Origin of the sequence: Psychrobacter celer (assembly GCF_016107555.1) — a bacterium.
GTDB classification, from domain to species: Bacteria; Pseudomonadota; Gammaproteobacteria; order Pseudomonadales; family Moraxellaceae; genus Psychrobacter; species Psychrobacter celer.
On the sequence record NZ_JABASU010000002.1, the window covers coordinates 214,527 to 229,082 of the forward strand.

At 40.6% G+C, this 14,556-nt stretch carries 12 protein-coding genes; 10 read left to right on the forward strand and 2 right to left on the reverse strand.

Features of this window, described 5'->3' with window-relative positions; translation table 11 throughout:
- The first annotated feature begins 140 nt into the window (after positions 1-140).
- From JFC05_RS02415 to JFC05_RS02440, 6 genes are all read left to right on the forward strand, one after another.
- Positions 141-1,451, forward strand: a complete 1,311-nt coding sequence (locus JFC05_RS02415; RefSeq protein WP_198335613.1) for a Y-family DNA polymerase — start codon at positions 141-143, stop codon at positions 1,449-1,451.
- 16 nt (positions 1,452-1,467) lie between these two features.
- Positions 1,468-1,893: a LexA family protein gene (locus JFC05_RS02420; RefSeq protein ID WP_198335614.1), complete on the forward strand. Its 426-nt coding sequence runs from the start codon at positions 1,468-1,470 to the stop codon at positions 1,891-1,893.
- Positions 1,894-2,087: 194 nt separating this feature from the next.
- Complete coding sequence (locus tag JFC05_RS02425) at positions 2,088-3,674, forward strand: class I SAM-dependent DNA methyltransferase (protein WP_198335615.1); 1,587 nt, start codon at positions 2,088-2,090, stop codon at positions 3,672-3,674.
- On the forward strand, positions 3,664-5,037 hold the full coding sequence (locus tag JFC05_RS02430) for a restriction endonuclease subunit S (RefSeq protein ID WP_198335616.1): 1,374 nt from the start codon (positions 3,664-3,666) through the stop codon (positions 5,035-5,037). The genes JFC05_RS02425 and JFC05_RS02430 overlap by 11 nt, the downstream gene beginning before the upstream one ends.
- Before the next feature lie 53 nt (positions 5,038-5,090).
- Entirely contained in the window at positions 5,091-5,642 is a 552-nt protein-coding gene (locus JFC05_RS02435; protein WP_198335617.1) for a HEPN family nuclease, read from the forward strand.
- 186 nt (positions 5,643-5,828) lie between these two features.
- On the forward strand, positions 5,829-9,014 hold the full coding sequence (locus tag JFC05_RS02440; protein WP_198335618.1) for a type I restriction endonuclease subunit R: 3,186 nt from the start codon (positions 5,829-5,831) through the stop codon (positions 9,012-9,014).
- A 200-nt stretch (positions 9,015-9,214) separates the two neighbouring features.
- Here JFC05_RS02440 and JFC05_RS02445 read toward each other — a convergent pair whose 3' ends face one another.
- Complete coding sequence (locus tag JFC05_RS02445) at positions 9,215-9,481, reverse strand: hypothetical protein (RefSeq protein WP_198335619.1); 267 nt, start codon at positions 9,479-9,481, stop codon at positions 9,215-9,217.
- A gap of 68 nt (positions 9,482-9,549) precedes the next feature.
- Positions 9,550-10,143: a hypothetical protein gene (locus JFC05_RS02450; protein ID WP_198335620.1), complete on the reverse strand. Its 594-nt coding sequence runs from the start codon at positions 10,141-10,143 to the stop codon at positions 9,550-9,552.
- Between the two features lie 408 nt (positions 10,144-10,551).
- Between JFC05_RS02450 and JFC05_RS02455 the strand changes: the two genes are divergently transcribed.
- The 4 genes from JFC05_RS02455 to mcrC are packed head-to-tail and all read left to right on the forward strand — an operon-like array spanning position 10,552 to position 14,520.
- Positions 10,552-10,974 (forward strand): hypothetical protein, encoded by a 423-nt coding sequence (locus JFC05_RS02455; RefSeq protein WP_198335621.1) that lies wholly within the window; start codon positions 10,552-10,554, stop codon positions 10,972-10,974.
- A 32-nt stretch (positions 10,975-11,006) separates the two neighbouring features.
- On the forward strand, positions 11,007-11,990 hold the full coding sequence (locus JFC05_RS02460; RefSeq protein ID WP_198335622.1) for a WG repeat-containing protein: 984 nt from the start codon (positions 11,007-11,009) through the stop codon (positions 11,988-11,990).
- A 21-nt stretch (positions 11,991-12,011) separates the two neighbouring features.
- Positions 12,012-13,379, forward strand: coding sequence for an AAA family ATPase (locus JFC05_RS12835; RefSeq protein ID WP_198335623.1), 1,368 nt, complete (start codon positions 12,012-12,014; stop codon positions 13,377-13,379).
- A gap of 4 nt (positions 13,380-13,383) precedes the next feature.
- Positions 13,384-14,520 carry a 5-methylcytosine-specific restriction endonuclease system specificity protein McrC gene (gene mcrC, locus JFC05_RS02470; RefSeq protein WP_198335624.1) on the forward strand — a complete coding sequence of 379 codons (1,137 nt, stop codon included), beginning with the start codon at positions 13,384-13,386 and terminating at the stop codon, positions 14,518-14,520.
- The last annotated feature ends 36 nt before the right edge of the window (positions 14,521-14,556 follow it).

Below are 14,556 nucleotides of genomic sequence, written 5' to 3' on the forward strand. Positions count from 1 at the left end.
ACGACAACCATCGTCGTCTACCCTTTATTCGCTCTTGAATTTTCAAGCACGCTATCTCTACAATCAAAGGCATCTCTGATCACGTAAATACTAGTGATTGGTTATGCTTTTTTTTATGCCATCCACCTACTGAGACAGCCATGTATGCGCTTGTTGATTGCAATAGCTTCTATGCCAACTGTGAGAAGCTCTTTCGTCCTGATCTAAGAGATAAGGCAGTGGTCGTACTGTCTAACAATGACGGCTGCGTCGTTTCTCGATCAAGCGAGGCAAAACAGCTCGGTATCAAGATGGGTGTGCCGTACTTTCAGGTTAAAGAGTTCTGCGAGAAGAACGACGTTACCGTCTTTAGTTCAAACTACACTTTATATGCTGATATGTCTCACAGAGTCATGAGCACCCTCGAGAAACTGTGTCCTACCGTTGAAGTCTATTCTATAGATGAAGCCTTTTTATACTTAGCCGACTATCCTACTGCGATGACTGATCTTGATAGCTATGGACGTAAGCTCAAAAGCATCGTTGAGCAGTACACCGGCATTCCAGTTTGTGTGGGTATAGGCAGTACTAAGACCATGGCGAAGCTTGCCAATTATGCTGCTAAAAAGCACCCCGCTACTAAAGGCGTCTGCGTGCTAGATAATCTTCGATGGATCAGACGTATCATGCAGATCACCGATGTCGGTGAGGTATGGGGCGTGGGTCGTCGTTACAAGGTCAGACTCAATAAGATGGGTATTCATACGGTTTATCAGCTCGCCGTCTGTGAGCCTGCGAAAATAAGACAACACTTTGGGGTGGTACTCGAGCGCACCTGCTTAGAGCTTAACGGTCAAAGCTGTCTTGGTATTGAGGCGGTAGAGGCTAAGAAGCAGATTATCTCTTCTCGCTCTTTCTCCACTCGCATTAGTTGCCCTGATGAGCTGAGTCAAGCAGTCTGTAGTCATGCGGCAAAAGCGGCAAGCAAACTACGTAAACAAGACAGCGTCTGTCATTACTTAAGCGTCTTTGCTAAGAATAGCCCGTTTAGTCAGACAGAGAGTTATACCTCCATATCCGGACAATGTCAGTTTATAACCCCGACCGCTGATACTAGAGTGATGGTAGCCGCTGCTCGGCAGATACTGACTCAGATCTTTAAAAAAGATGTTCGCTACGCCAAAGCTGGCGTCATGCTCTTTGATATCTGCCCGCATGATGAGGTACAGCCTGACTTGTTTGCAGACGATAGTAGCGACAATCAAACCAACCAACAAAGTACCTCAAAGAGCGCAGAGGTTATTGCCATTATGGATCAGCTTAATAAAAGATATGGTCAAAACAGTAATCAGCAGTCTGCTGTGTTTATCGCAAGCGAAGGAATTAAGAATAAGCAAAAATGGCAGATGAGCCGGGATATGCTATCGCCTTGCTATACCACAAATATTAACCAATTACCCAAAGTAAATTAAACCAGAGGTGGACTCAATGACAGTTAAGATACTAGGAAGGCTCACCGATGAAGGTGAGACGGTATTGCTCTCGCTTTATAGCGATAGAGTTAAAGCAGGCTTTCCAAGCCCAGCGACGGACTATGTGCAAAACCGCATTGATCTAAACACACTGCTTATTCACAGTCCAACGACAACCTACTTGGTAGAAGTCGAAGGCGACAGCATGATCGATATGGGTATCTATCCTAATGATATCTTGATTGTGGATCGCTCATTAAGCGCTAAAAATAAAGATATCGTGATTGCACTAGTCGATGACGGCTTTACCGCCAAGCAGCTGATACTCGGTGAGCATATTATCTTGCGAGCTCATAATGAGAACTATGCAGATATCGTGGTGAAAGGATCACTTGAGCTGTTTGGGGTGGTGGTGAGTAGTGTTAGGCGGTTTAAGAGGTGAGGGTAATAGGTATAAGAAAGTTTTCATAACCCATCCCAAACAACGCAGTACCCCGAAAATTAGTTGGTAGATAAGCTTGCTTAAACGCATAATCTCGCTAGAATTGTTACCACTAAGTAAATTCATCTCTTGTACAGCTAATTATTTATTCGTTCGTTGCATAATTACGTATCAAAATATAGAGACCCTAAAATATGGCAAAAACAACCACCAAAAAGAGTGATAAAAAAGAAGTGCGCTTTGAAGAGGCGCTATGGGATGCGGCCAATAAGCTGCGCGGTAGCGTAGAGTCCTCAGAGTATAAGCACATCGTGCTCAGCCTTATCTTCTTAAAGTTCATCAGTGATACCTTTGAGCAGCGTAAGCAAGCGCTGATAGACGCCGGCCAAGAGAAGTATGTTGATTTGGTGCAGGCGTATACCAAAGAGAACGTGTTTTATTTGCCAGAAGAATCACGTTGGAATTTTATTCAACAAAACGCCAAGCAAGAAGACATTGCGCTGAAGATTGATACGGCGCTTAGCACCATTGAGAAGACCAACAAATCATTAAAAGGCGCATTGCCTGACAATTACTTTTCACGTCTTGGCTTAACACCGAGCAAATTAGCGGCATTGATTGATGTCATTAATAACATTGACACCATTGATAATGAGCATAAAGATGTGGTCGGCCGTGTCTATGAGTATTTCTTAGGTAAGTTTGCTGATAGTGAAGGCAAGGGCGGCGGTGAGTTCTACACGCCTAAGTCGGTGGTGAACTTGATTACTGAGATGATTGAGCCGTATAAGGGCAAGATATACGATCCGTGCTGCGGCTCGGGCGGTATGTTTGTGCAGTCGATTAAGTTTATTGAGAACCATCAAGGCGACACCAAGGATGTGTCTATCTATGGTCAAGAGTACACCACGACGACCTATAAGCTGGCGAAGATGAACTTAGCCATTCGTGGTATCTCTAGTAACTTGGGCGAAGTGGCGGCCGATACTTTCTTCAAAGACCAGCACCCACAGCTCAAAGCAGACTTTATCATGGCCAACCCGCCCTTTAATCAGTCGCAGTGGCGCGCTGATGATGAGCTGGTCGATGACCCACGCTGGGCAGGGTATCCCACACCGCCAACCGGCAATGCCAACTACGCTTGGATATTGCACATGATATCTAAGCTGTCTGAGCACGGTACAGCAGGCTTCGTATTGGCCAATGGCTCGATGTCTAGTAGTACCAGTGGTGAGGGTGAAATCCGTCAACAAATCTTAGAAAATGATTTGGTGGATTGTATGGTCGCTCTGCCGGGTCAGCTGTTTTATACCACACAGATTCCAGTGTGCTTATGGTTTATCAGTAAAGATAAAAAGGCGGAGTCTGCCGATAGCAAAGAGCGTGGCTTACGCAATCGCTCTGGTGAGACGCTATTTATTGATGCGCGCAATCTAGGCTATATGCTCGACCGTACGCATAAAGGTTTATCTGACGAAGATGTGAAGAAGATAACCGATACCTATCATGCATGGCGTGGTGAGCAGCACGCTGGTGGCTATGAGGCGTATCAAGATGAAGCAGGCTTTTATAAATCAGCCACACTAGATGAGATTAAAGCCAATGATTATGTGTTAACCCCGGGGCGTTATGTGGGTATGGCTGCTATTGAAGATGATGGTATTCCATTTGAAACCAAAATGAGTGAGCTAAGCCAAACTTTGTATCAGCAAATGGCTGAATCTGAGAAGTTAGATGCCACTATTCGTCATAACTTGGAGGTGTTGGGTTATGGTGAGTAAATGGAAAGAGTTGCGTCTTGATGAAGTGACAGAGTTGATTGTTGACTGCCCACACTCTACACCTAAATGGACAGATGAAGGAATAGTTGTCCTGAGAAGTAATAATATTAAAAATGGCAGATTGGATGTATCGTCTCCTAGCTATACTGACCAAGATGGTTATGAGAAAAGAGTCAAACGAGCAGTACCTCAAGCAGGAGATTTAGTATTAACTCGTGAAGCTCCAATGGGTGAGGTCTGTCAAATACCTGAAGGGCTAAAGTGTTGTCTTGGGCAAAGAATGGTACTTATAAGAGTAAAAGAGGAAATAATAGACTCAAAGTATTTGCTATACACATTGCAAAGCCCTTATTTGCAGTATCAAATTAGTTGGAATGAAGGTACAGGAACTACTGTTAGTAATATTCGAATACCAAATATTAAAGCATTTCAAATTCCAACTCCCCCAATCGCAGAACAAAAAGCCATTGCTCATATCCTTGGCTCTTTAGACAATAAAATCGAATTTAACCGTCAAATGAACGAAACCGTAGAGGCTATGGCACAAGCTTTGTTTAAAAGCTGGTTTGTTGACTTTGATCCGGTGATTGATAATGCATTGCTGAAAGGTAAAGCTATCCCTGAACCTCTAAAACAGCGCGTAGAACTGCGTCAGGCGCAGTTAGACAGTGGTAAAGCCAAGACCCACTCTGAGATTAACAGCTTATTCCCGAGTGAGTTTGAATTTACTGAAGAATTGGGCTGGATTCCTAGGGCATGGCGTGCTGGAGATTTAGGCGAGTATGTAGATGTGAAAAGAGGTGGGTCTCCTAGACCTATACAAGACTATTTAGCTCCTGAGGGTTTACATTGGGTAAAAATCAGCGATGCAACAGCTAGTAACTCTAGATTTATAGTATCTACTAAACAGTTTATAAAGCCCGAGGGTCTAAAAAAGACAACCTTGCTAAAGAGAGGGGCTTTGATTTTGTCTAATAGTGCTACTCCAGGGCTGCCTAAGTTTTTAGACATTGATGCTTGTATACATGACGGCTGGCTACATTTTCCAAAAAAAGAAACATTGACTGACTTCTACTTATATCAGCTTTTCCTCGTCATTAGAAAAGAGCTACTAATGCAAGGAAACGGCAGTGTGTTTACAAACCTAAAAACAGACATTTTAAAAAATCACACTACGGTCATTCCAAGTGTAGACATCTTAGACTACTTTGATGCTTTAATTACTCCGATGCATAAAAAAATGCATTCGATACAGCTAAATTCAGACAGTCTAGCCAAACTCCGTGACACGCTACTCCCCAAGCTTATGTCAGGCGAGCTACGTATTGCTGATGCTGAGAAGCTGGTGGCGGAAGGTATTTAGAGATTTTTTTAATTAAAATGGTATTTAAAGTCTAGCTAAGGGTATACATATAAATGAACTATTCTCAAGAAGATAACCTACTCATTCAAAGCTATATGACGATAGGATTTTTATTTGAGCTTAAAAGGCTAAATTTTCTTGATAGTGCTTATTATAAAAACTCTGATTTCGACGACAAGTTTTTACAGAAAACTCTACCCAATATAGGCATTGATAATCAAGGCACACTCTTAATAGCCCTGTATACAATGCTAGTTATTCCTAAAGAGTTAATTGAGGAGAAATATACTAATGATTTTAAGAATTTAAATGATTTTATTCAATCGATTACTCTTAATGCAGAGTCAACCTACAAAAGAGATAAAGATGAGCAAGGTAACCCTAATATAAATTATGTTCGTCATATTAGAAATTCAGTTTCTCATGCTAAAGTAGAGTTCACCCCAACCAACGAAGTGGTATTTAAAGATGACTACAATAATCAAACTTGCACTATTACTATCAGCTTAGAAAAAATAGGAACACTTCTTACAGAGATTAGAAAAATATTTTTTAAACATGTGGAGAGTATGAAGCAAGATATAAAAACTGGGAAAAATAATTAATAATGTTAGTTTTTTTAATAAACTCCCTATTGTTATTAACTTTTTCTTTTGTCTAGGTATTAGTAAGTTCACTTTTGAATAAGAGTGAGATGATATCTATCAATATAATTCTTATGACTATCACATTGAGTTTAAAACTTATTATTTAATTATCATATCTTTAGTGTATTTAAAGTAAGGGTTACAATGAAATTCACCGAAGCCAAACTTGAGCAAGCTATTGTTGAATTACTCGCCATTGAAGGCTACCCGCACACGCCAGGTGAGGTGGTCGATACTCAGCTTGGGCGTGACGTAGAAGAGGTATTAATCGAGTCTGACTTACGTGAATTTCTTGCCAGCCGCTATCAAGATCAACACATTACTGATTATGAGATTGGCTTAATCATTCATCGCATTAAGACCCTGCCAGCCTCCGACCTATACGACAGCAACAAAGCCATTATGAAAGATGTCTCTAATGGCTTTTTACTCAAGCGTGAAGACCATACCAAAAAAGACCTGTTTATCCAGTTGATTGATTATGATGACCTAAGTAACAACACGATTCGAGTCGTCACTCAGCTAAATATTCAAGGCTATGAGTTACGTATTCCTGATGCCATCTTATACATCAACGGCTTGCCACTGGTGGTGTTTGAATTTAAGAGTGCCATACGTGAGGAAGCTCCGCTATACGATGCCTATGTGCAACTCACGACTCGCTATACTCGTGATATACCAGAGCTACTCAAATACAATGCCATCTGCGTAATTAGCGATGGCGCAAATACCAAAATGGGCTCACAGTTTGCCCCGTATGAATTCTTCTACTCTTGGCGTAAAGTCACTGGTGAGGAGGCATTAGAAACAGACGGCATCAGTGCGCTTAAGACCATGATAAGCGGACTGTTTAATCAACAGCGCCTGTTTGATGTCCTGCGTAACTTTATCTATATCCCTGATACCTCGACCAAAAAAGAGAAAATCATTTGCCGCTATCCGCAGTACTATGCGGCAACCAAGCTATTTCATAACGTTAAAAAGCACATCAAGCAGTTTGACTCGGCTGGCAAGCTTGTCGCTGGTGACGGTAAAGGCGGTACGTACTTTGGGGCAACAGGCTGTGGTAAGAGCTTTACCATGCTGTTTTTGACTCGCTTGCTGATGCGTGATGTTGACTTGGGCAGTCCAACGATCATTCTGATTACCGACCGTACTGACCTAGACGATCAGTTATCCGGTCAATTTACCAATGCCAAGACTTATATTGGCGATGAGAACATCATTAGTGTTGAGAGCCGAGCAGAGCTAAGAGAGCGCCTGTCAGGCATCAAGAGTGGCGGCGTTTATTTGACTACCATTCACAAATTCACCGAAGACACAGAACTGCTCACAGAGCGTACCAACGTCATTGTCTTATCTGATGAAGCACACCGCAGCCAGCTCAACCTTGAGCAAAAGATTACCGTGACCGAAGACGGTGTGAAGAAGACTTACGGTTTTGCTAAATACCTGCATGATTCTCTGCCCAATGCGACCTACGTTGGCTTTACAGGGACACCAGTCGATGCCACGCTCGATGTGTTTGGGCCCATTGTTGACAGCTACACCATGACGGAATCTGTGCATGATGAGATTACCGTACCTATCGTCTATGAAGGGCGTGCGGCTAAGGTATTGCTAGACTCTCGCCAGCTAGAAGAGGTAGAAAAATACTATAAACAAGCCGAAGAAACAGGGGCTAACGAATATCAGATAGAAAAAAGCAAGCAAACCATGGCGACTATGTCCACGGTGTTGGGCGACCCGGACCGTATTCGCGCCATTGCCGAAGACTTTGTTGAACATTACGAGACGCGAGTGAGCGAGGGCACGACTCAAAAAGGTAAAGCCATGTTTGTCTGTAGCTCGCGTGAGAATGCCTTTAAACTGTATCAGGACATTATCGACTTGCGACCTCAGTGGGCGGAAGTGATGGCCTGTGAAGAGGGCAGCACCCTGACTGAGAACGAGAAAAAGACCATTAAGCCCATGGAGCGAGTCAAGATGATTATGACTCGTAACAAAGATGACTCTCAAGAGCTTTGGGATAGACTTGGCACTAAAGAGTATCGTAAAGAGCTGGATCGTCAATTTAAAAATGGCAAATCCAACTTTAAGATAGCTATCGTGGTTGATATGTGGCTCACAGGCTTTGACGTTCCTTTCTTAGATACCATCTATATTGATAAGCCACTGCAAAAGCACAACCTGATTCAAACCATCTCACGGGTCAACCGTAAGTTTGAGGGTAAAGAGCGCGGGCTGGTAGTGGACTATATCGGCATTAAAAAGCACATGAACCTAGCGCTGGCGCAGTACACAGCAGGCAACGAGCAGAACCTAGAAGAGATTGCTCAGTCTGTGGTTATCGTTAAAGACCAGCTCAGTCTGCTTGATGCCATGTTCCATAACTTTGATAACTCAGGTTATTTCTCGGGTAAGCCTATTGAGCAGCTAGACTGCCTTAATGAGTCGGCAAACTTTGTATTGACGACTGAAAAGTCTAAGCACTTCTTTATGGATGTGGTAAAGCGTCTCAAGTCTGCTTACGACATCTGCGTCGGCAGTAGTGACTTGACCCAAGCGCACAAGGACAAGATTCATTATTACTTAGCAGTCCGCACCATCATATTCAAAATCACCTCAGGCAATACACCTGATGTTGAGCAAATGAATGAAAAGGTACGTGAACTGGTCAAAGATGCTCTGCAAAGCGATGGCGTAGAAGAGATCTTTAAGATGGGCGCTGAGCATGGGCACGAGATTAGTATCTTTGACGATGACTATCTAGATAAGATTAATAAGATTAAACAGCCCAATACAAAGATGGAGCTGTTACAGCAACTGCTTAAAAAAGCCATTGGCGAGTTTAAAAAGACCAACAAGGTTAAGAGTATCGACTTTAGCAAGAAGATGAACGCTATCGTGCAAAAGTACAATGAGCGTGATGAAAGTAACACCATGCACTCTACAGTGATGAAAGACTTTACTGACCAAATTATCGATATCATTTATCAGATGCGTGATGAGGTGAACTCATATCAGGATATGGGTATCGACTTTGAGCAAAAAGCCTTTTACGACATCTTGCTCACACTGGCAAATAAATACGACTTCAACTACCCAGAAGATAATCTTATTAAGCTGTCTAAAGCGGTGAAAGACCTGGTTGATGATAAAACGCAGTATACCGATTGGAATAAGCGTAATGACATCAAAGCTGAGCTAGAGTTTGATCTTATTGTGCTGCTTGATGAGTGGGGTTATCCGCCTATTGACCGTGATGAGGTATATACAGAGATATTCGATCAGGCTGAGCAGTTTAAGAAGGGTAGGACTTGTGGTTAGTACATAATGGAGTCAGCTGCAATATTGAATATACCACCCGTTATCATCAAGGGTCATGCTTATCCTCCTTTGCTATGGATTATAAGCAGTTACACAAAGTTTGGGAAAGGCTCTTTGATTGCTGATGTGGCTAAAGGCACCTAAACTGATTACTACTCATTAATCCACTATAAGTAGATTAATGAGCCTTTTTAAGTAGTTCAGCTGGGACATACTGTTTTAAATTGACTAATGAACTGTTTTAAGGTGAAGCCCTCACTTAATGGACTATTATTATTGACTTGCTCAGGTGTTAAATTATCAATAAAAGGTTGCTCATTTTTTGAAGCGCCTCTACGAACAACCTCGAACCTCATAGGAATTTCACCTGATTTATTAGCACGTCTAAGTGTCAGATTTTTAGACTTAGCCAAACTGAGTAGTTCATTATAGTTATCTCCACGAGTAGTGGTTTTCTTAGTTAACATATTTATCTATAACCTAATTTTATGAGTTTTTAATGAAAGCCACTGTGTGAAATCTCTCTAATTGTTAATCACCACAAGAGCCATTTAAATTCTTTATCTTTTGCATCCCATTCAGAGTTACTACCAAAATACTCTCTTCCATCGTACTTTATATGTTTGATTATGTGCGTATCTATATACTCATGATAATAAATTTCTAACTTTGTTGGGTCAAAATCACTACTAGATATAATCTGATTTTCCTCGAACTGTAGCCCTTTAGTGATTTCCTTAGCCATAAATATAGCAGTATCTGAAGGTAAATCCATTATCACCCTAGTAGATGAACTAATACATTTTGTCTTAATTCCGAGTTTTTCTAAGGTACCTAAATCAAGGGAACATTCCCAATCATCATCTCCATTCTCTAAATCTACACTCAAAATACAATCACTAGTTAATTCTGCGCCAGATATACACCACAAATTATCCACATCATACAGACAACCACCATCAACAAAATCGTGCTCTTTAGGTATTTTTAAATTACTTGATTCAGGATCGTCTAAATATTCAGCATATTCCTGTAAGTCAATGTCTTCATCTTCGAAATACTCATAAGTATTCTTTGCTACTGTACCAGCGTAAATAAATGTACCGTAACCTTCCATTCTAATAATCATTACTATCTCCTCAATTAAATAGTGTACACATACGTTTGTTTTTTACCTTTTATTGAGATTACCAAAATAATTTTCTAATGTATAGTATGTAGATCTTCTTTACGACATTATACGTCGTGTCCGATATAATTTTACTATTTAAGAGACTTTGATAGGTTATACAGCTCGCTGCATTTTCTTTCATATTCATTCATGTTGATACCCATCTGTGCAAAAGACTGAGCTATTCCAGCTGAAAACCTCTTTTTATCTGCTCTTTGAAATTACATTTTATTTGTCAATTTAAGAATTTTTTAGTTAAATGCTACTGATGCGTCATTTAATGTCGCACAGGACTCTCGAGTCATTGCAATAGAAATAGATTTAGACGATAGTAATACCAAACAACTATCCATTAAGGGGTGTTATATGAAAAAAATATGTCTGACATTAATTTTGGCAATCAGCAGTACTTGTAGTTACGCAGGACTGCCTGAGATGATGAATATTTATAATAATCCAAACACTGCACCGAATGTACCCGAATGTAGGGGTGATAGTTATTGCAACGGATTTATAGCCTTATCTAAACAATGGAAAGATATTCCTGACTCTTATCGTTATGAGGGTGACCATGACATTAAGTACTACGCCAAAAGAGGCTGGACTTATGATGATCAAGGACGAAATAGAGGGCTTTCTATGGGTTTTGGTTGGTCTGCAGATAGATCAAATCGTTTTATAGAAGGTGCAGAGTACTATACTGATAATAGAGGGTATATTCCTGACCACTATGAAGGGGGGTTGGCAGTATTGCTATATATAGAAGATAAAAATGGATGGACAAAATAATAGCCTTAACAATAAAAAACGTAGGAATATCAATGAATAAAAGTTTTTTAAAAACAGTGAGTGCTAGTCTATTAAGTTTGATGTACTGCTCAGTTGCAAATGCAGATTTGCAGCGTTTTTATGAAGAGTCAACAGACAGCTGGGATTGTGGCTACAAAAATAGTTTGGGTGAAGTGGTGGTTCCTACTGGTCTGTTTGAGGCTTGTGGAGAGTTTTCTGATGGTTTAGCTTATGTTGGAAAAATAAAAAAGGGCTACGATGAAGAAGGCAATCTAAGCTATAAAAATCTTCAGGGCTTTATTGATAACAAGGGTCGATTGGTTATTCCTGTTGAGCATGAAGCTAATGATACAGGTATGGATACTGACTATAAGAGCTTTAGTGAAGGGCTAGTGGCTGTTTATCGTAATGGTAAGTATGGATATATGAATAAGCAACGAGAACTTATCATTCCCTATCAGTATCAGTCAGCAGAAGCATTTCAAGACGGGTTGGCAGTCGTAAGCTTGAAAGAGAAATATGGAGCTATTGATCAATCAGGAAAAACTATTGTTCCTTTTAAATTTAACTTTCTTCACTCTTATTCAGATGGACTGGCTCAGTATACTGAAAGTAATCACTGGAATAATGGCAGTCAATATGGTTTTGTTGATACCAATGGCAATATCTCAATTAAAGCAAAATGGGATCGTGCTTGTAATTTTTCAGAGGGTTTAGCAGCCGTTCGAGTGGGTGACTATGAGACTGGTAAATGGGGTGTTATCGATAAATCTGGTAATTTTATCGTGGAACCTAAGTACGATGCGCCCAATATTCAAACTTGGAGCGACGCATACTACGATGATTGCTACTACAAAGAAGGTAAAATAAATATGTATCAATACACTGATGCTAGTAAACCACACGAAAGCAGTATTACAAGATATACGCTTGACAATCAAGGTAATGTCATTAGTGAAACGTTCTATGCTAATTGGGATGCTGTTATCAAAAAATATGAATTCCAAAGTTGGTAAAAGTATATTAAGGAATACGCTATGAAGAATTATGTTCAATCAGTCGCTATGCAGCCCTCTTGGATGACTCGTACTACACTAAACGATATAGGTCAGTTGATTCAAAAAAGCACTTGGCAGGTTGAAGAGGATATTAATCTTACTGATAAAGTAAATCTTAGCGACGTACAAGAAACATCCGTTACCCGTATAAAATGCACTGAAAAATACAATACTTGGCAAGAGATGATAGCTTGTCAAGTTTATCAGCTATGCTGCGATAAAAGCTCATCTGAGTTTACAAAACAAGAGTTTTTAGACAGATTTGAGAACGATCTCGACAAAAGATGGCCTGGTAGGAAAGATATAGAGGGAACTGTTGTACATTGTTTAGGGGTGATGAGGAAAAAAAATCAACTAGAGCAGTTAAGTAGAGATTCATATCGATTATTGGATGAAAGATCAGTACAAGGACTTGATGTTCAGACATCTCATGATGTTTTGACTACTGAAAAGAATAGAGATCCTTATAATGTAGACAGTATTATCAAAGACGGATGTTTTTTACCTCGATCTAAGATTGAGATGGTACTTAAGCGTCTTCAAGCTAAGAAAAACATCATTCTACAGGGCCCTCCCGGCACTGGTAAGACTTGGATTGCAAAAAGACTGGCCTTTGCGCTAATTGGCCAACGTGACGACAGTAAGATAAGAGCCGTACAATTTCATCCAAACCTATCTTATGAAGATTTTATTCGAGGTTGGCGTCCATCAGGTGAAGGTAAGCTGACATTGGTGGATGGTCTTTTTATGGAAATGATTAAAACTGCCATAGATGATCCTGAGTCAAAATATGTCATCGTCATCGAAGAGATCAACCGAGGCAATCCGGCTCAAGTATTTGGTGAGATGCTCACGTTACTTGAGGCCGATAAAAGATCGCCAGATGAAGCGTTAGAACTATCTTATAGAAAGTCTACTGGTGAACGTGTTTATATACCTAGTAATTTATATATTATCGGCACAATGAATATTGCTGACCGCTCGCTTGCATTGGTTGATCTGGCCTTGCGTCGCCGTTTTGCCTTTATCGATCTTGAACCTACACTTGGGAAAGCCTGGCGTGATTGGGTAAGAGATAAGAATGGTATTGACTCAGAATTCTTAGATAACATTGATCAGCGTATTAGTGCTTTGAATGATGAGATTACTAAAGATCCTAGTCTTGGCGCTCAATTTCAAATAGGTCATAGTTATGTCACGCCAGCCGTTGGTATGAATATCACAGATGCTAAAGAGTGGTTCGTTGAAGTGGTAGAAACAGAGATAGGTCCTTTGCTGGATGAGTATTGGTTCGATGATCTTGAGAAATCTCGAAAAGCCCAAAAGCGCTTGACTGAAGGCTTGTAAGTATATGCCAGTTAAAGAAGATCTAGCTATAGAGTCCTCTGATGACGTTAACTATATAGGCAAGATACCTGTTCGTAATCTTTGGCTTCTTATGCTCTATGCGTCCGATATCTATAGAGAGCTTGATGCTGCGAATATTGAAGTCGAAGAGAACCCTGATGATATTCCAGACTTAATCGCCGAAATGCTTTGTCGACGGGTCGAACATCGCATTCAACGTAATCTAAGTTATAGCTATCAGTCTCGTGATGCTGTGCTCAGTCGTGTACGTGGCAGAATAGACCTTATAGGTACTGAAAGAGGTAGGTTGCTTGAGCGGGGCAAGATCGCTTGCCGTTTTGATGAGTTAACCATTGATACGCCGCGTAATAGATATGTCCGAGCGGCTCTTGAGGCTATCTCTAAAGTCGTTAAACGTAAAGATCTAGCTCATTGGTGTCGATCGCTAGATATACGTCTAAGACAAATGGGTGTCAGTCAAACACGCCCCAGTCGTAGTGAGGTATCAGTGGATAGGTTTGGGAGACATGATGCTGAAGATAAGCCAATGGTAACGGCTGCACATCTGGCGTTTAATCTGGCCTTACCAACAGAATCTAAAGGTACAAGGCAGTTGTCTTCAGCACAGAGAGACAATCTACCATGGCTGCGCAAACTCTTTGAAAAAGGGGTAGCTGGATTTTATGCTACGGTTCTGTCAAATCAATGTTATAGAGTAAGCTCGGGAAAAGTGTTTAAGTGGAAAATAAGTGATAAAAGCTTAGGTATGGATAATATCCTTCCTAATATGAAGACGGACATCATCATTGATAATATTGACTCAGCACATCGCATCGTTATCGATACTAAGTTCAACTCTATAACAACAGATGGATGGTATCGAGATGAAACATTAAGAAGCGGATACCTGTATCAGATGTATTCCTACCTAAGATCTCAAGAGGACAGTAATGATCCTCTTAATGAGAATGCTTGTGGTCTATTTATTCATCCTTCGATAGGGGAAGATGTGAATGAGTATGTTGTCATTGATAACCATAAAATTCAATTTTCTACTATAAATCTGGCAGCACCTGCTATAGATATTCGAGAGCAGTTGTTGAAAATCATTAAAAGCGCTGATATAGTCAGTCTTTTATAAATAAGATACAATGCTTTTAAAATAAAGAGAAAGATA

Coding starts and splice junctions, on each gene's coding strand:
- mcrC (WP_198335624.1), top strand. CDS start 13,384: ATGCCAGTTAAAGAAGATCTAGCTATAGAGTCCTCTGATGACGTTAAC.
- JFC05_RS02415 (WP_198335613.1), top strand. CDS start 141: ATGTATGCGCTTGTTGATTGCAATAGCTTCTATGCCAACTGTGAGAAG.
- JFC05_RS02450 (WP_198335620.1), bottom strand. CDS start 10,143: ATGATTATTAGAATGGAAGGTTACGGTACATTTATTTACGCTGGTACA.
- JFC05_RS02445 (WP_198335619.1), bottom strand. CDS start 9,481: ATGTTAACTAAGAAAACCACTACTCGTGGAGATAACTATAATGAACTA.
- JFC05_RS02425 (WP_198335615.1), top strand. CDS start 2,088: ATGGCAAAAACAACCACCAAAAAGAGTGATAAAAAAGAAGTGCGCTTT.
- JFC05_RS02440 (WP_198335618.1), top strand. CDS start 5,829: ATGAAATTCACCGAAGCCAAACTTGAGCAAGCTATTGTTGAATTACTC.
- JFC05_RS02460 (WP_198335622.1), top strand. CDS start 11,007: ATGAATAAAAGTTTTTTAAAAACAGTGAGTGCTAGTCTATTAAGTTTG.
- JFC05_RS02435 (WP_198335617.1), top strand. CDS start 5,091: ATGAACTATTCTCAAGAAGATAACCTACTCATTCAAAGCTATATGACG.
- JFC05_RS02420 (WP_198335614.1), top strand. CDS start 1,468: ATGACAGTTAAGATACTAGGAAGGCTCACCGATGAAGGTGAGACGGTA.
- JFC05_RS12835 (WP_198335623.1), top strand. CDS start 12,012: ATGAAGAATTATGTTCAATCAGTCGCTATGCAGCCCTCTTGGATGACT.
- JFC05_RS02430 (WP_198335616.1), top strand. CDS start 3,664: ATGGTGAGTAAATGGAAAGAGTTGCGTCTTGATGAAGTGACAGAGTTG.
- JFC05_RS02455 (WP_198335621.1), top strand. CDS start 10,552: ATGAAAAAAATATGTCTGACATTAATTTTGGCAATCAGCAGTACTTGT.